Annotated in this window: 13 protein-coding genes; 8 read left to right on the top strand and 5 right to left on the bottom strand. The window is 40.2% G+C overall.

Going from position 1 to position 17,074, the window contains the following annotated elements; all coding sequences use genetic code 11:
- The first annotated feature begins 81 nt into the window (after positions 1-81).
- The 7 genes from ACG9ZL_RS00630 (at position 82) to ACG9ZL_RS00600 (ending at position 7,226) form a co-directional block, all read left to right on the top strand.
- The gene (locus tag ACG9ZL_RS00630; protein WP_419327973.1) at positions 82-2,919 is read left to right on the top strand and encodes a monovalent cation/H+ antiporter subunit A; all 2,838 of its coding nucleotides are present in this window, start codon (positions 82-84) and stop codon (positions 2,917-2,919) included.
- Between the two features lie 3 nt (positions 2,920-2,922).
- Positions 2,923-3,288 (top strand): Na+/H+ antiporter subunit C, encoded by a 366-nt coding sequence (locus ACG9ZL_RS00625; protein WP_336953705.1) that lies wholly within the window; start codon positions 2,923-2,925, stop codon positions 3,286-3,288.
- Positions 3,288-5,090, top strand: coding sequence for a monovalent cation/H+ antiporter subunit D (locus ACG9ZL_RS00620; RefSeq protein ID WP_419327974.1), 1,803 nt, complete (start codon positions 3,288-3,290; stop codon positions 5,088-5,090). The genes ACG9ZL_RS00625 and ACG9ZL_RS00620 overlap by 1 nt, the downstream gene beginning before the upstream one ends.
- The gene (locus tag ACG9ZL_RS00615; protein WP_336953703.1) at positions 5,091-5,612 is read left to right on the top strand and encodes a Na+/H+ antiporter subunit E; all 522 of its coding nucleotides are present in this window, start codon (positions 5,091-5,093) and stop codon (positions 5,610-5,612) included. It begins immediately after the preceding gene.
- A complete protein-coding gene (locus ACG9ZL_RS00610) occupies positions 5,609-5,884 on the top strand; it encodes a monovalent cation/H+ antiporter subunit F (RefSeq protein WP_004816687.1) in 276 nt (91 codons plus the stop codon). The genes ACG9ZL_RS00615 and ACG9ZL_RS00610 overlap by 4 nt, the downstream gene beginning before the upstream one ends.
- A gap of 23 nt (positions 5,885-5,907) precedes the next feature.
- On the top strand, positions 5,908-6,288 hold the full coding sequence (locus ACG9ZL_RS00605; protein ID WP_419328028.1) for a Na+/H+ antiporter subunit G: 381 nt from the start codon (positions 5,908-5,910) through the stop codon (positions 6,286-6,288).
- Between the two features lie 311 nt (positions 6,289-6,599).
- On the top strand, positions 6,600-7,226 hold the full coding sequence (locus tag ACG9ZL_RS00600) for a riboflavin synthase subunit alpha (RefSeq protein ID WP_336953702.1): 627 nt from the start codon (positions 6,600-6,602) through the stop codon (positions 7,224-7,226).
- Between the two features lie 44 nt (positions 7,227-7,270).
- On the opposite strand, the gene ACG9ZL_RS00595 is transcribed toward ACG9ZL_RS00600, so the two are convergent.
- A complete protein-coding gene (locus ACG9ZL_RS00595; protein WP_419358724.1) occupies positions 7,271-8,161 on the bottom strand; it encodes a metal-dependent hydrolase in 891 nt (296 codons plus the stop codon).
- Positions 8,162-8,726: 565 nt separating this feature from the next.
- Positions 8,727-9,080, bottom strand: a complete 354-nt coding sequence (locus tag ACG9ZL_RS00590) for a winged helix-turn-helix transcriptional regulator (RefSeq protein WP_336953700.1) — start codon at positions 9,078-9,080, stop codon at positions 8,727-8,729.
- Between the two features lie 91 nt (positions 9,081-9,171).
- Between ACG9ZL_RS00590 and ACG9ZL_RS00585 the strand changes: the two genes are divergently transcribed.
- Positions 9,172-9,720 (top strand): NAD(P)H-dependent oxidoreductase, encoded by a 549-nt coding sequence (locus ACG9ZL_RS00585; protein WP_336953699.1) that lies wholly within the window; start codon positions 9,172-9,174, stop codon positions 9,718-9,720.
- 74 nt (positions 9,721-9,794) lie between these two features.
- Here ACG9ZL_RS00585 and ACG9ZL_RS00580 read toward each other — a convergent pair whose 3' ends face one another.
- The 3 genes from ACG9ZL_RS00580 to ACG9ZL_RS00570 all read right to left on the bottom strand — a co-directional run bounded on the left by ACG9ZL_RS00580 (position 9,795) and on the right by ACG9ZL_RS00570 (position 17,074).
- On the bottom strand, positions 9,795-11,216 hold the full coding sequence (locus ACG9ZL_RS00580; RefSeq protein ID WP_419327976.1) for a glutamate synthase small subunit GltD family protein: 1,422 nt from the start codon (positions 11,214-11,216) through the stop codon (positions 9,795-9,797).
- Positions 11,217-11,306: 90 nt separating this feature from the next.
- Positions 11,307-15,782, bottom strand: coding sequence for a glutamate synthase large subunit (gene gltB / locus ACG9ZL_RS00575; protein ID WP_336953698.1), 4,476 nt, complete (start codon positions 15,780-15,782; stop codon positions 11,307-11,309).
- 425 nt (positions 15,783-16,207) lie between these two features.
- Positions 16,208-17,074, bottom strand: coding sequence for a hypothetical protein (locus tag ACG9ZL_RS00570; protein WP_336953697.1), 867 nt, complete (start codon positions 17,072-17,074; stop codon positions 16,208-16,210).

Genomic DNA, 17,074 nt, shown 5'->3' with positions numbered 1-17,074 from the left:
TTAAGTTATTGGACTGTTCCTTGCATTCCTCAAATCCTTGAAAGATAAGATTCACATAGGTTTCACGACCTATTCACGACAATGGATACGCGTGTGCTTCCGATTATTATTCTTTTACCATTAATACTTGGCACTATCGTTGTTCTGTGGCTGAAGCAATTCTCTCGCGGGGTAACAGCTTTAGGGGCAATCGGGGTCAGTTTAAGCAGTTTTATCCTGCTACTGACTCAAGCGAAAACAGTATTAAGTGGACAAGCCGTTTTAGAGCAGTGGCAATGGCTACCTCAAATTGGTATTGATTTTAGTTTCCGATTAGATGCTTTAAGTTTAATTTTTTCATTGCTGATCACGGGGATCGGTACACTGATTTATATCTATGCCTATTATTATCTAAACCCGAAAAATTCTCTGAGTAAGCTCTATGCATTGTTGATGCTGTTTATGGCCGCAATGTTGGGCATTTCTTTGTCGAATAATTTAATTATTTTATTGGTTTTTTGGGAATTGACCAGTATTTCATCGTTCTTGCTGGTGGGCTATTGGAGTAACTACGACGCTGCGCAACGTGGTGCACGGATGGCGCTGACCATCACTGGTATGGGTGGCTTAGCCATGCTGGGTGGCTTTATTCTGATTGGTCAAATCGCAGGAACCTATCAAATTGACCAACTCACCATGATGGCGAGTACAATTCAAAATAGTGGTTTATTTGTTCCCGCTTTATTGTTGATTTTATTGGGTGCGTTTACTAAAAGTGCGCAATTTCCCTTCCATTTCTGGCTCCCCAATGCCATGGCAGCACCAACCCCTGTATCCGCCTATCTGCATTCAGCAACTATGGTAAAAGCAGGGATTTTTCTGGTTGCACGCTTATTGCCAATCTTTGTTGGCTCGACATTGTTCCATAATCTTGTCACCACAATTGGTCTGCTGACCTTATGTATGGCGGCATTTTTTGCCATCTTTAAAGAAGATTTAAAAGGCTTACTGGCTTATTCAACCATCAGTCATTTAGGCTTGATCATGTGCCTTTTGGGTATAGGTTCACCTTTAGCCGTGGCTGCTGCAGTTTTCCATATCATCAATCATGCAACCTTTAAAGCGGCATTATTTATGCTGGCGGGGATCATTGACCATGAGTCTGGTACACGTGATTTAAGAAAGTTAAGTGGACTATGGCAATTTCTTCCATTTACAGCAACATTAACCATGATTACCGCTGCAAGTATGGCCGGTGTACCTTTGACCAATGGCTTTATCTCGAAAGAAATGTTCTTTACTGAGCTATTGGCAAACTTATCTGGTGGCTATGTTGTGTTGGCAGCGATTATCGCTACATTGGCAGGTTTATTTGCGGTTGCTTATTCAGTTCGTTTGGTACATGGTGTGTTTTTTGATGGTGATGTGGGGCGTGATGTTCCCAATAAAAATGCCCATGAGCCGCCAATCGGTATGCGAATTCCAGCAATCATATTGGCAACTTTATGTATTTTAGTGGGGATCATTCCTGCGCTGTTGGTTGAAAACATTGTCAATGCCGGAACACGCGCATCAACACAAATTGCAAGTTTTGAAGGGGTTCATTTAGCCATCTGGCATGGCTTTAATTTACCGTTACTGATGAGCGCAATTGCCTTAATTGGTGGCGTAATTTTCTATTTCGCCATGGCCAAAGGCGGGCGAATTCGTGAAATTGATCTTGATCCACGCTTAGGTCGCTTCCAAGGCAAATTATTATTTGAAGATTTCCTTAAAAATCTCCTGCTGATTTCACGTAAAATTAAGAAAAAAACTGAAACTGGCTCATTACAGAACTATTTATTGTGGATTTTGGCCTTAAGTATTGCCGTGGTTGCCACACCATTGATCAACCAAAATTTAACGACAGGAACACGTGAACTCACACATGCACCCTTTACTGCAATCGTGCTGTGGTTGTTATTGTTCTCTGCCTGCTGGATGATGCTGTGGTTTCACCATGAACGTATCAAAGCGGTTCTGATTAGTGGTGCAATTGGTTTGGTCGTGACAATGATTTTCATCACTCTCTCTGCGCCAGACTTAGCACTGACACAAATTACCGTGGATGTTGTCACAACAGTTCTGCTATTGATGAGTTTATCACTACTTCCTCAATTAACCCCTTATGAGTCCAGCCAAACACGTCGTTGGCGTGACGCAATCATTGCAATTGGTGGTGGTATTGGTATCGGTTGGATTACATGGTTGATCATGACACGTGATCATAATTCGATTTCATGGTTCTTTGTTCAGCAGTCCATTCCTTTAGGTGGCGGCTCAAACATCGTCAATGTCATTTTGGTTGATTTCCGTGGTTTTGATACATTTGGTGAAATTGCTGTATTGGGCATCGCAGCCATTGGTGCACTATGTATGATGGATGGAATGCGGGCACATGGCACCACCATCACTCAAGGTCTGAGCTATCGCTTCAATCCATCTCCGTTGATGTTCCGTATGACGGCTTCATGGGTACTACCGGTTGCACTTGTGGTAAGTCTGTATATCTTCCTACGAGGACATAATTATCCTGGTGGTGGTTTCATTGCAGGCTTGATTACCTCTATGGCATTGGTCATTCAATATATTGCGATGGGACAAGATCATGCTGAAAAAATGCTACGTGCTCAATCGGGTCGTTTATATGAAATCTGGATTGGTTTAGGGCTGATCATTGCTGGAATTTCAGGCCTTGCATCTTGGTTCTGGGCACGTCCATTTCTCACCAGTGCACATGTTTATGTGGAATCAGGACTGTTTGGCAAATTCCATTTTGCCTCTGCTGCTGGTTTTGATCTTGGCGTATACGTCACGGTTGTTGGTGCAGCAATGCTTCTCATTTCTGTTTTAGGCGACTCCAGACATTCAAGTATGTCTGGTCCAGTACCCAAGGAGTAATGCATGATCAGTTTAGAATTTTTAATTGCATCTGCGATTGGATTATTGGTTGCCTCAGGAATTTATCTCATTCTTCGTGCCCGTACCTTTCCTGTTGTTCTTGGATTGGCAATGATTGGCTATGCAGTCAATATTTTCCTGTTTGCAATGGGAAGAATACAAATCAGTTCACCTGCAATTTTAACTCAAGCGACCAAAGTCACTGACCCTTTGCCCCAAGCCTTGGTATTAACTGCAATTGTTATTGGCTTTGCGACAACTGCTTTTATTGTTCAGTTAGCATTACGCAGTCGTTATGAGTCAGGAACAGACCATGTCGATACCAAAGAGGAACCGAGTAATTTTGACCCACGTGAGGATGAGCCATAATGACCAGCTTTTTAGATTTTTGGTATGCTCACTCTCCAATCCTGAGTATTTTGATTCCTGCATTTACAGGCTTTTTGCTGATTTTATTAGGCAATCCTGGTTCTGGTGCTTTAAAACATGATTGGCGCCAACCTTGGCGTCGTGGCATTAGCTTAATTTCGGTTATCCTTGGACTTGCCACTGCTATTGCTTATCTTATTCAAGCCAATACAGGGAAAATCTTTGTTTATCAACTCGCTGAGTGGTCGGCACCTTTTGGGATTGTCTTGGTACTGGATCGCTTATCCGCGTTAATGTTGGTGCTCACCTACACTCTTGCAGCGCCTGTATTATGGTTTGCCAGCAAAGAATGGGACGAACGTGGTCGTTATTTTCATGCCATGTTTCATCTTCTGTTAATGGGGTTGAGTGGTGCATTCTTAACAGGTGACTTATTTAACCTCTTTGTATTTTTTGAAATATTACTAATGGCATCTTATGTCTTACTGTTACATGGTCAAGGTAAAGCCCGTTTTCAATTAGGTATTCACTACGTCACCATCAACTTACTGGCTTCTGCCCTATTCCTCATCGGTTTAGGCATGATTTATGGCAGTGTGGGCAGTTTGAATATGGCGGATGTCGGCCGTTTATTACCAACCTTGGAACATGATCAACATCGTCTTGCTATAGCAGGTGGTTTGCTTCTATTTGTTGTATTTGGCATCAAAGCAGCGATGTTACCTGTGGGTTTCTGGTTACCAAAAACCTATGCTGTTGCCGCGACACCCGTTGCTGCTATTTTCACTATTATGACCAAAGTAGGTGTGTATGCAATTTTACGGGTCAATGGCACTGTCTTTAATGATGAACTTGGTCAAACGATCTTTAGCAATTACTTATTACCAATTGGTTTAGTAACTTCATTATATGGTGTGATTGGTGCGCTTGCAGCTGAACGCTTACGCCGCTTTGTTGGCTTTATGGTGTTATCCTCAGTCGGAACGATTTTAGTTGCCATTGCCATGTTTAACATAAAAGCATGGACGGCTGGGTTATATTACCTCGTTCACAGTACCATCATTGCGGCCTCATTCTATTTGCTTTGTGGTTGGATTACCTCACAGCGTGGCGCATTCAAAGATCATCTCAAAGTGGCGCCGAAGATGAAGCAAGATAAAGTCATTGCCATAACGTTCTTCCTCATCGCTTTGATAATGGCAGGTTTACCACCATTTAGCGGTTTTTTAGGTAAAGTATTAATCTTACAGGCAACTGCAAATTTGGCTGCGCAAGGTTGGATTATTGCAATTATCTTGATTGTGAGTTTTTTAAGTATTGTTGCATTTACGCGCGTCGGATTTATCTTATTTTGGCGAGCAACAACACCTGAGGACAATCCGAAAGAAGATGCTTATAAAGCCTATCAAGCTTTACCCGAGCAAGCCCCTGTACGTAACGACAAAAGCGTTTACCTATTACTGGCAGGACTGATTGCCTATGTGGTTTGTGCAGCTCCGATTTTAAATTATGTTGAAAAAACAGCGTTGCAAATTTCTGATACATCTATTTATCAACACAGTATTTTAAAAATGGATGGGCATGGAGAAACCATTAGTGTACAGCCCTTCGATCCAAACTATGTCCCTGAAACAAAATACAACGGTGAAATGATTGATCAAAATGCACACTATATTCCGTATATTATTAGCCCTGAAACCTTAAAAGGTGAACATATTTCTGAATTTAAACAACGTCAAATTCAGGGACAAGAACAGCAACAACATGTTGAAAATACTCAACTTAAGCCAATGGAGCAATAAATGCAAAATAAATCATTATTCGCTCGTATTTTGCCCCATCCTTTTGTGTCGGTAATTGTGGCAATGAGTTGGCTCATGTTGAATCATAGCGCTGAAAGTTTTGATATTGTTGTAGCGATTAGCTTGGGATTACTCATCCCTAAACTGATTCAACCTTTTATCATTCATACGCCCAATATTCATTGGAAAAGCGCCATTCAATTATTTTTTGTGGTGCTATGGGACATCGTCATCAGTAATATCAAAGTTGCTAAACAAGTCTTAGGTCCAACCAAAAATCTCACCCCGAAATGGTTTCGAGTTCCTTTGGAAACCGACCATGAACATGTCAATACTTTATTGGCGATGATCATTACCACGACCCCAGGTACAGTCAGTGCTGGGATTGATCAAGAACGTGGTGATATTTTGGTTCATGCACTAAGTTGTGATGATGTAGACGCAGAAATTCAAGCGATTAAAGCCCGCTATGAAGTTCCTTTAATCGAAATCTTTGACCTGCAACGAGGAGCACGTTCATGAGTATTTTACCTTATGCACTTGGTATTTGCCTGCTCGCAGTGACCATCTCCATGTTGTTATGTTTGGTCCGTTTGGTGATGGGCCCTTCTATCGTAGATCGATTACTGGCATTGGATACATTGTTTTTAAATGCAACCTGCTTAGTTGTCATTCTTGGCATTTATTGGGCAAGTACCTCAATGTTTGAAGGCGCATTATTGGTTGCAATGCTGGGCTTTGTTTCAACTGCTGCACTGGCTCGTTATTTTACAACGGGTCATGTGGTTGATTAAGGAGAAAGTACATGGAAAATAATATGCAAATTGTCATGGAAATCATCGTTTCATTGTTCTTGATTGTTGGTGCGTTTTTTACTTTGGTGGGTGGCATAGGTATGGTCAAATTACCAGACTTATTTATGCGTCTACATGCACCGACCAAATCCAGTACCTTGGGTTTAGGCAGTTTTTTAATCGCGGGAATGATTTACGCAGCATTTAACAGTCGTTTAGGTTTTGCAGAGTTATTGATCACACTGCTTGCCTTTATTACAGCTCCCGTATCGGCAAATTTGATTGCGCAGGCGGCAATTCATTTACGTCTACGTTCAACCTCTGGTGATGTACCTGAAGCGATTAATCGTCCTTTACCATGGCAACGTCAAAAAATCATAAAACAGTTTAAAGATAAGATTTAATTCATTTTCTGACTGATTGTTGATTGGTTGGTTGGCTAAATTAAATTGGACTGAGTCTAGGTACATACTGACTTAGTCCAATTTAAGCCACAATCAAGCTTAGATCGTCTGAAATACATTATCATCAAACTATATAAACTTTTCACTATAAAATAAGTCTTTGCAATCCTTACTGCTATATTCATTCTCTTTTAAAAAGTCATCTAAGTATGATGTTAGACTCTTCTATACAACATAAATCTAAAATTCAGCCCTAGTCCTCTTCAATGAAATCTGTACAATAAAAATCAGCTAAATAAAAGAGATCAGCGATGTATACAGGTATCGTTCAAGGCTTAGAAAAAGTTGTAAACATCCAACAAGGTGATAATTTTACAACCCTTTATATTTCCAATGAAAATGGCTTTTTAAATGATGTTTTTATTGGCGCCAGTGTCGCAATCGATGGTACATGCCTAACCGCAACAAGTTTTGATGCTGTTGCAAATATAGCCTCATTCGATGTTTCAGCATTGACCACGTCTCTCACCACATTACAATTTTTAAAAATTGGTGATGAAGTCAATATCGAAAGATCTATCAAAGCTGGCATGGAAAACGGTGGGCACAATATTTTTGGGCATATCGAAGGTATGGCAACCATTAAAGATGTGGTTCATACCGGTGAAACACTACACATTGATATCGTTATTCCAGATGACAATATCAAATACTTCTTTAAAAAAGGCTTTATTGGACTGCAAGGTTGTAGTTTAACAGTCAATCGTGTGGATCGGAAAACCAATGAAATTTCAGTGGATTTAATCCCAGAAACCTTACGTTTGACGACATTTAAACATGTCCAAATTGGTGGCAAACTCAATTATGAAATTGACCAAATGACCCGCACTATGGTCGATACTTTAGAAAGTATCCATCAACGTCAGCAAGAAAACTAAAAGAGCCAATCATATAAATTAGCCCTTTGATCTAAAGCATTGTCTTAACTATATAACGGCAGATGAACTTCTTCTTGGAAACTTTCCATTCCATAATCATCTGCCAGCTTTTCTTTCCAGTACGCCACAATCTTCGAATAATCAATTTCATCAGGATGAAAGTCAGATTTGTAATAAGATAAATATTCAGGAATCAGTGAAATCAACATTTTAGAAATCATATATACCCCAAAGATGTTTTGCGGCACTTTTGGTAGACTTTTTCTCCAGTCTTGCATAAACAAACGGGTAGCCGAATAAAACGTTAAACTTGCAAAACCCGTAGTCACATTACGCATTACTGTACGACGAGTACGATCATCTTTATAAATCGCCTGATATACATCAAATGCCACTGCACGATGCTCAATTTCTTCGATTGCATGCCATACCCAAAGCTTAACGGCATCATCATCTAGAGTGCTTAAAACTTCAGGGTGACGAAGAATATAGCCGCCCAATAATGCAGTAAAATGCTCAAAAGCTGCGGTAACAGCAAGTTGTAATTTCGGATGTACACTTTTAATCAGTGCATCTCGACGCGCCAACCATGCTTGGAAACTGTCTAAGTTATAATCATCACGGCGCCATGCATCATTGAATTCCGTATGGGCTTTGGAGTGCATGGCCTCTTGACCAATAAATGCTGCAAGTTGCGCTTGCAATTTTTCATCCGTGATTTTGTCACGTACATTACGCACACTATGTACAAAGAACTGCTCACCAATCGGAAATGTTGAAGAAAGCGCAGTCAATAAATGTGACATCACAGGAGAATTGGCAAAAAAATGTCTGCGAATTGCTTTTGGGTTAAAGCTTGGTTTACGGACTTTGATACCAATAGCTTTAGGACGATTTAAATATGATTTTTCTGCCGTCGCTTGAACTGTTGACATAAGGATAATCCTACATTTGTCTGAATTTAAGCTATATTGGCACAATCTCAATATTTGTATATTGCAGAATCATCCACACAGTTGACCTAAAATATCATTTTCAAGAAAACACATGGCTCAATTAAAAATCCAAAAAAATAAAAAATATAAGATATTGATAAAATTAAATTTATTAAAAATAAATATATTTATTATCTTCACAAAAAGTGCTTTATCGTTTACACAAAGCCTAAAATCGAGATTTATAAGCATGCTTTTATTGACTTAAATGACATTTTTCAATCAGATTGAATTATGTTTTAATTTTTAAAACAATCACATAGGATCCATTCAAAATTAGAACTCAATTTATAAATATTTATGCTTGCAACGTCATATAAACATTCAAAAAAGCATGTGTTTTATAGAACTCAAACAAACAGGATTCGTCTAGGAATTTTTTGTATAAAAAACAAATTGTTGCTTTAGTGTGATTGGCAAATTTTATGACCAAACCACTCTACTCATCGCCTTTTATAGCTGATTTAATCTTTAAAACTGCTTCTTTTAACGCCATCACTTTGAATTAGCTTTGCGCTGAAAAACCATGTGCCCAAGCAGATAAAGCATCCAGTACAGGAATAAATGTTTGACCAAATGCAGTTAATTCATAAACCACTTTGACTGGAGGCTTGTCACCAAATACGGTTCTGGAAATAAAACCATTCTTTTCCAGTTGCTTAAGTTGCAAACTTAAGGTCATTTCTGTGATATCTGGCATATCACGCTTAAGTTGATTAAAGCGTTTTGATTGCTCTTTTAAGTAATAGAGAATCACGGTTTTCCATTTCCCACCGATTAAATCCATCACCATGCTAATCGGACAGTGATAAGTCTTATCGTGAAAGGTCACTTCACATGTATTTTGCTCAGTATTCATTTTTTCATCCAGCTATCAAAATGGATAGTTATTGTACATAAAAACTATAATATTTATATTCACTATAATTTTTATAGTTGGAAAAACCAAGATGGCATTACTGATTTTAGCGCATCCCAGTTTTACTGAATCTGTCGCAAATAAAACCATTGTCGATGAATTATCAAGAACTCAAACTGATTTAGAAATTCGTCATATTCATGATTTATATCCAGATTATCAAATTGATATTGCTGCTGAACAAAGCGCGCTATTAAGACATGAGCTGATTATTTTACAATGTCCTATGTACTGGTTCAGTATACCTGCCATTTTAAAAATTTGGTTTGATCAGGTATTTACACATCAATTTGCCTATGGTTCTAAAGGAGACAAGCTTAAACATAAAAAGCTTTTGCTGAGTATGACCATTGGTCAACCTGAGCAGAATTTTAATACGGAACAACAGCATTCATTATTGGAGGACTTTTTATCTCCAATTCAAAAATCAGCGCTTTATACCGGAATGGAATATTTAAAACCCGTGTTCTTATATAATATTTCAACTGTTTTAGGGCATACACATGCTGAAATAAGAACTCGAGCAAAACAACATAGCTTAAAGTTAAATCATTATCTGCAAATGATTGACTCAAATTAATTTTTTGAGTTTGCTGCATTAAAAAGCCCGCATGACTGCGGGCTCTTAAATAGCTGTTATTTAGTATCTAAAAATTAAACATCAAGATAATCCAAAATCCCTTCAGCAGCTTCACGACCTTCCCAGATTGCAGTCACCACCAAATCAGAACCACGTACCATATCTCCACCCGCAAAGATTTTTGGATTAGAGGTTTGGAATTTGAATTCTTGTTTTTCAGCAGCAATGACTCGGCCAGAACCATCTAGCCCAATATTTGCACCAGCAAACCATTCTGCTGGGCTAGTACGGAAACCAAAAGCCAGTAATACCGCATCTGCGGGTAAAACTTCTTCAGATCCTGGAATCGGCTCAGGACTACGACGACCACGGCTATCTGGGTCACCCAACTGGGTAGTCACAACTTTTACACCCGTCACTTTACCATTTTCACCGACGATTTCGATCGGCTGACGGTTGAACTGGAAGTCCACCCCTTCTTCACGCGCATTCTTCACTTCTCGACGTGAGCCTGGCATATTTTCTTCATCACGACGGTAAGCACAGGTTACTGATTCTGCGCCCTGACGGATTGAAGTACGGTTACAGTCCATTGCCGTATCACCACCGCCTAGAACGATGACTTTTTTGCCCTGAACACTGATGTATTCAGACGGGTCTTTTTCCCATCCTTGTGTGCGGTTAACATTTGCAATTAAGAAATCAAGTGCATCATAAACACCATCAAAATCTTCACCTGCAAAACCACCTTTCATATAGGTATAAGTTCCCATACCCATGAATACAGCATCATAGTCTGCAAGCAGTTGGTCAATCGTAATATCTGTACCAATTTCAGTATTTAAGCGGAATTCAACCCCCATACCTGTGAAAATTTCACGGCGGCGTTTCATCACGTCTTTTTCCATTTTAAATTCTGGAATACCAAAAGTAAGCAATCCACCAATTTCAGGACGCTTGTCAAATACAACAGGTTTTACCCCATTACGCACTAAAATATCTGCACACCCTAAGCCTGCTGGACCTGCACCGATAATGGCAACTTTTTTGTTGGTCCATTTTACCGATGACATATCTGGACGCCAGCCCAAAGCAAAGGCGGTATCGTTAATATATTTTTCGGCATTACCAATGGTCACAGCACCAAAACCATCATTCAGGGTACAAGCACCCTCACATAAACGGTCTTGTGGACATACCCGACCACATACTTCTGGCAAGGTATTGGTTTGATGGCAAAGCTCAGCCGCTTGAAAAATACGTCCTTCTGCAATCAGTTTTAACCAGTTTGGAATATAGTTATGTACAGGACATTTCCATTCACAATATGGGTTACCACAGCCTAAACAACGGTGGGTCTGGTTTGCTGCAACTTCCGCTGTAAAAGGTTTATAAATTTCCACAAACTCTGCTTTGCGGACATTAATATCTTTTTTCTCTGGATCTTGGCGTGCTACATCCAGAAATTGAAAGTCATTATTCAGGCGTTCAGCCATGTCTCTCTCCGTGGGTGAGCGTGGATAACTTCATTCGCTTGTGTATATCTGCGAAGTTATCCACACCTACCTAAAATTTGAGTAGTGGAATTATTGTGGATCTGCTTGAGTTGTTTTCAAAAGCGTTTGTAAATTAGCCGCTTTTGGTTTCACAAGCCAGAATTTACGGCTATAGAAATCAAACTCGTTGCGAATCTTGTACGCCCAAGCACTACCTGTTTCAGCAATGTGTTCATCTAAGATACGAAGTAAGAATTCTTGATGTTCTTCCATCGCTTCTGTAGAAATACGGTTTAATTCAATCAATTCGTGGTTGTAGTAATCAACAAAGTCGTTATCCAAGTCAAGTACATAAGCAAAACCACCGGTCATACCTGCACCAAAATTGTGTCCAACTTTACCCAGTACAGTCACGATACCGCCTGTCATATATTCACAGCAATGGTCGCCTGCACCTTCAATGACGGCAAACGCGCCAGAGTTACGTACAGCAAAACGCTCGCCCGCTGTACCCGCAGCAAATAATTTACCGCCTGTTGCACCATACAAACAGGTATTGCCGATAATTGCCGTTTCTTGAGTTTGGAATGGTGAACCTTTTGGTGGGAAGATCGATACTCGACCACCTGCCATACCTTTGCCCACATAGTCGTTTGCATCACCTTCAAGGCTGATATGCAACCCACCAGCATTCCATACACCCAATGACTGACCCGCAGTTCCTTTTAAATTCACTTTAACAGGATGTGCTTCCATACTGAGGTTGCCATAACGTTTGGCAATTTCACCTGAGAGACGCGCACCAATTGAACGGTCACAGTTACCCACGGTAAAATGGAACTCACCACCAGTACTTGCTTCAATCGCTGGTAGCATTTCTGCCACCATTTTTTCGGCAAGAATACCCTTATCAAATGGTTCATTGCCTTGTACTTGGCAATATTGCGCTTTGCCTTCCGCAGATGGGTGTGATTCTAACAATGCACTTAAATCTAAATGCGCATGTTTATCCGTTTCACCCGGCAACATCTCAAGTAGATCAGTACGACCGATCAAATCTTTCAATGATGCAACACCTAAAGCCGCCAACCATTCACGTGTTTCTTCCGCAATAAAGTGGAAGAAATTAATCAGCATTTCTGGCTCGCCAATATAATGTTCTTGACGTAAATGATCTTGCTGAGTTGCCACACCTGTTGCACAGTTATTTAAGTGACAAATACGCAGATATTTACATCCAAGCGCGATCATTGGGGTAGAACCAAAACCAAAGCTCTCCGCACCCAGAATCGCAGCTTTTACTACATCTAAACCGGTTTTCAAGCCACCATCCGTTTGTACACGTACTTTACCGCGCAGGTCATTGACACGAAGTGCTTGATGCGCTTCTGAAAGACCCAATTCCCATGGTGAACCAGCATGGTGAATTGACGATAAAGGTGAAGCAGCTGTACCACCGTCATATCCAGAAATGGTAATGAAGTCTGCATAGGCTTTTGCAACACCTGCTGCAATTGTCCCCACTCCTGGCTCCGATACTAGTTTTACAGATACCATGGCTTGTGGATTGACTTGCTTTAAGTCAAAGATCAGCTGCGATAAATCTTCAATAGAATAAATATCATGGTGCGGTGGTGGTGAAATCAAAGTCACCCCTGGAACCGAGTAGCGTAAACGTGCAATTAATCCATTCACTTTACCGCCAGGTAACTGACCGCCTTCACCTGGTTTTGCACCTTGCGCTACTTTGATCTGTAACACTTCAGCAGAAGTTAAATATGCAGGTGTTACACCAAAACGGCCTGAAGCAATTTGCTTAATTTTAGAGTTACGGATGGTACCATAACGTGCAGGATCTTCACCGCCCTCACCTGAGTTCGAACGACCACCGATCGTATTCATTGCGATCGCAATGGCTTCATGTGCCTCTGGTGACAATGCACCTAAAGACATACCAGCAGAGTCAAAACGTGGCAGGATTTCTTCAACTGATTCAACTGCTTCTAAAGGAATAGAATGATCAGTTTTTAGTTTCAATAAGTCACGAATCGTCGCAATTGGACGTGTATTCACCAATTCTGCGTATTCTTTAAAGTCAGCATAATTACCTGAACGTACAGATTTATGCAACGCATTGATCACATCAGGATTAAATGCATGGTATTCCTTATCAAACACAAACTTGAGCAAACCACCTTGTTCAATTGGCTTACGTGCTTTCCAAGCAATGTCTGCTAGTTTTTTCAAGTCATTTTCAAGGTCAATAAATGTTGCACCTTTAATACGGCTTGGCACCCCTGTAAAGCACTTACTAACAACTTCTTCAGATAAACCTACTGCTTCAAATAACTGCCCACCACGATAAGATGCGACTGTTGAAATCCCCATTTTTGAAAGGACTTTAAGTAAACCTTTATCAATACCTTTACGGAAGTTCGCTTGGGCATGAATTGGATCACCTAATAATTCACCTTTAGCAATCAAATCATTGATCACATCGTAAGCCAAATATGGATAAATCGCAGTTGCACCAAAACCTAAGATTACGGCAAACTGATGCGCATCACGGGCAAGTGCTGTTTCAACAATGATGTTTGCATCGGTACGTAAACCAGCATTAATCAAGAAGTGATGAATTGCACCAGTCACCATTGCAGCATTTGCGGGTAAAAAGCCTTCACGGATTTTACGATCTGAAATGACCAATAAGGTTTTGCCATCGCGAATCGCCTGTGCTGCTTCTTCACAAATACGTGAGATTGCGGCTTCAAGACCTTCAGCCACTGGGTAATTCAAATCGATATCTGCAATTTCGTAACCTTTACGGCCAAGGGTACGAATCTGATGCATTTTAGAATTTGAAAGGACTGGGCTCGATACAATTAAACGATCTGCGTGCTCTGGGCCTTGTTCAAATACATTTTGCTCACGCCCAAAACATGTTTCCAATGACATGACGATTGATTCACGTAATGGGTCAATCGGTGGATTAGTCACTTGCGCAAATTGCTGACGGAAATAATCTGTCACATGACGTACTTGACGAGACAATACCGCCATTGGTGTATCATCACCCATTGAACCTACCGCTTCCTGTCCACTTTCAGCGATTGGACGAAGCAGTTGATCACGCTCTTCAAATGTGACCATGAACATTTTTTGAGCTGCTTTTAGGTCATCGCCTTTTAAGCCTTGATCACATAAATATTCTTCAAGCTCTGGACTACCTTGCAAGCGAACTGAGTTTTCACGTAACCATTCACGGTAAGGACGCATTTTTTTCAGATGATTGCTCACATCTTTGGTATCCAGCAATTTTCCAGTCAACGTATCAATTACAAGAATTTGACCAGGGCCTACACGGCCTTTAGAGATCACATCTTCAGGTTCATAACCCCACACACCAATTTCTGATGCCAAAGTGATATAACCATTTTTAGTAATCACCCAACGTGCAGGGCGTAAGCCATTACGGTCTAGCATACAAATTGCATGACGACCATCTTGGATCACCAGACCTGCTGGACCATCCCAAGCTTCCATATGCTTAGAGTTAAATTCATAAAATGCACGTAAATCCGCATCTAATGTTTCAACGTTTTGCCACGCTGGTGGAACAAGCATACGTAATGCACGGAATAGATCCATGCCACCACCCACAAGTAGCTCAAGCATATTGTCCATACTTGATGAATCTGAACCAGTACGATTTACAATCGGATTCAACTCAGTAATGCCTGGTAATAATGGGTTTTCAAATTTTGGTGTACGTGCTACTGCCCAGTTACGGTTTGCAGTAATGGTATTAATTTCACCATTATGTGCCAAATAACGGAAAGGCTGCGCCAATGGCCAACGTGGTAAAGTATTGGTCGAGAAACGCTGATGGAATACCACAATGTGTGAATCTAAACGTTCATCGGCAAGATCTGTATAGAATTCTGCAATATATGCAGGCATCATTAAGCCTTTATATGTAATCACTGTAGAGCACAGTGTTGTCACATAAAAATATGGATCTGTTGTTAATTGTTGTTCTGCACGACGACGTGCCATAAGTAACTTACGGTTAAATTCAACCTCAGTCACACCCATTGGGCAATTTACAAAAATTTGTTCAAATGCAGGTAAAGACTGCATTGCAATTGAACCCAATGCATCATTATTGGTAGGAACTACACGCCAACCAATGACTCGACAACCTTCTTCTTCAATTTCGTGGGTTAGAATTTGCTTTGCATGGGCCGCAAGTGCTGGATCTAAATTTAAAAATATAGTCCCTACTGCAAAAATTTCACTCAGTGTAATGTCACTGATTTTTTTTGCTTCTTCACGGAAAAATGCTTTAGGCATAGCCAAGAGCAAACCACAACCATCACCGGTCTTACCATCTGCGGCAATACCACCACGGTGCGTCATACAGCTTAGACTATGAATTGCGGTCTTGACTAAGTCATGACTCGCATCACCCTGCATATGGGCAATCAAGCCGAAACCACAGTTATCTTTAAACTCATCCGGTTGGTATAAACCTTGAGCGGGAGCTACAGTGTTAGGCGATGGCATGTGCATAGCGTACCCTTCTTTCTACATAGGCCCATGGGAGGGCGAAAAACATTCGAACACTAAATTACGATTTTTAAGTATTTTCTTATCCCAAGTAAACCACTTAGACAGAATCGAATACCAGTCTGTTTTTACTTTAATTGCAAGATTGTTTTACAACTTCCGCACTGAAATAAAGCACTCAACCAGACTTAAATCGCACACCAACTGAATCATTTCGCTCCAAAACAGGGACAATCAACTCAATTAGCGCAACAATAAAGCAAAAAATATGCCAAATTTTATTTTTGTTCACCAAATCACTAAAAGATAGTGAAATAAAGATATTCTTTAAAATTCTAAGCTTCTTATAAAGGCATATATAGCACCATTTTTGTGCAAATATAAAATTAAATAATTAATTTCGCTTCATTTTAGAGCTTATTTTAATTAAAAGGGTCACTTACCTCATGCTCAGTTGGCTTTTTATCAGAAGAATTGCCTGCTGGCTCTTTTGTATTGCCTGAAGTCTGTGCATGAGATTGCGACTTTTGTACATCCACTACATTGCCAGATGCATCACGACGAGTGATTGTAGTTTTGGTGGTCTGGTTCGTAGGAGTTGAACCTGTTAAAGATGACAATGCCGATTTTGCTTGCGCCAGTAGTGTTTCATCAACAACAGGCAAAGGTGCAGACTTTAACTTCACTTGATAGAGTTTATTTGTACCTGCCATTTCATCTGAGCCTAGATCATTGACTAAAGGAATGTATTTTTCAAACTGAATGGCCTGCGGATGTATAGATGCTGGTAATTTTAAATTTAACTGTCGTAACTGATTTTTCGCCTGCTCATCACTTTTAAATACGCCATAGGCTAAAACATATTGCTCTGTTTGATCTTCACCACTTAAACGAAAATAAATAAAATTTTTACGATCCGCTTGTTTTTGTAAAAACCCAAGAATGACATCTTCATCTGAGGTTTTAAATAGTTCTATCATCCAAGCTTTCTTATTTTCTTGAAAAAATTTTGTACCACGAAACTCTACATCATGGTTACCTGCAGTCACGATACGTGTGGTCATTTCAAGTGGGCGCACCTCATCCATCAAAGCACCTAAGTGCGATGTCGCAGCAACTTTTTCAGGCTGAATTTGAACTTGTGCCTCTTCGATAGGATTGACGACAGTGACTAGATCTTTCGTGTCAGTCACTACCCAAAAAATCAGTGCTACCAAAAGACAGATTAATCCACCAACCAACCAAATATATTGTCGAATATTTTGCCAATTTGTACGAATTGCTGCCAT

Source organism: Acinetobacter legionensis (genome assembly GCF_048551735.1).
Classification (GTDB): Bacteria; Pseudomonadota; Gammaproteobacteria; order Pseudomonadales; family Moraxellaceae; genus Acinetobacter.
Note: the sequence above shows the minus strand (reverse complement) of the source record. Positions and strands in the feature narration are given on the sequence as shown.

Excerpts from the sequence above, each read along its gene's own strand:
- ACG9ZL_RS00625 (WP_336953705.1), top strand. The coding sequence starts at position 2,923 with ATGATCAGTTTAGAATTTTTAATTGCATCTGCGATTGGATTATTGGTT.
- gltB (WP_336953698.1), bottom strand. The coding sequence starts at position 15,782 with ATGCCATCGCCTAACACTGTAGCTCCCGCTCAAGGTTTATACCAACCG.
- ACG9ZL_RS00600 (WP_336953702.1), top strand. The coding sequence starts at position 6,600 with ATGTATACAGGTATCGTTCAAGGCTTAGAAAAAGTTGTAAACATCCAA.
- ACG9ZL_RS00610 (WP_004816687.1), top strand. The coding sequence starts at position 5,609 with ATGAGTATTTTACCTTATGCACTTGGTATTTGCCTGCTCGCAGTGACC.
- ACG9ZL_RS00605 (WP_419328028.1), top strand. The coding sequence starts at position 5,908 with ATGCAAATTGTCATGGAAATCATCGTTTCATTGTTCTTGATTGTTGGT.
- ACG9ZL_RS00570 (WP_336953697.1), bottom strand. The coding sequence starts at position 17,074 with ATGGCAGCAATTCGTACAAATTGGCAAAATATTCGACAATATATTTGG.
- ACG9ZL_RS00630 (WP_419327973.1), top strand. The coding sequence starts at position 82 with ATGGATACGCGTGTGCTTCCGATTATTATTCTTTTACCATTAATACTT.
- ACG9ZL_RS00620 (WP_419327974.1), top strand. The coding sequence starts at position 3,288 with ATGACCAGCTTTTTAGATTTTTGGTATGCTCACTCTCCAATCCTGAGT.
- ACG9ZL_RS00590 (WP_336953700.1), bottom strand. The coding sequence starts at position 9,080 with ATGAATACTGAGCAAAATACATGTGAAGTGACCTTTCACGATAAGACT.
- ACG9ZL_RS00595 (WP_419358724.1), bottom strand. The coding sequence starts at position 8,161 with ATGTCAACAGTTCAAGCGACGGCAGAAAAATCATATTTAAATCGTCCT.
- ACG9ZL_RS00615 (WP_336953703.1), top strand. The coding sequence starts at position 5,091 with ATGCAAAATAAATCATTATTCGCTCGTATTTTGCCCCATCCTTTTGTG.
- ACG9ZL_RS00580 (WP_419327976.1), bottom strand. The coding sequence starts at position 11,216 with ATGGCTGAACGCCTGAATAATGACTTTCAATTTCTGGATGTAGCACGC.
- ACG9ZL_RS00585 (WP_336953699.1), top strand. The coding sequence starts at position 9,172 with ATGGCATTACTGATTTTAGCGCATCCCAGTTTTACTGAATCTGTCGCA.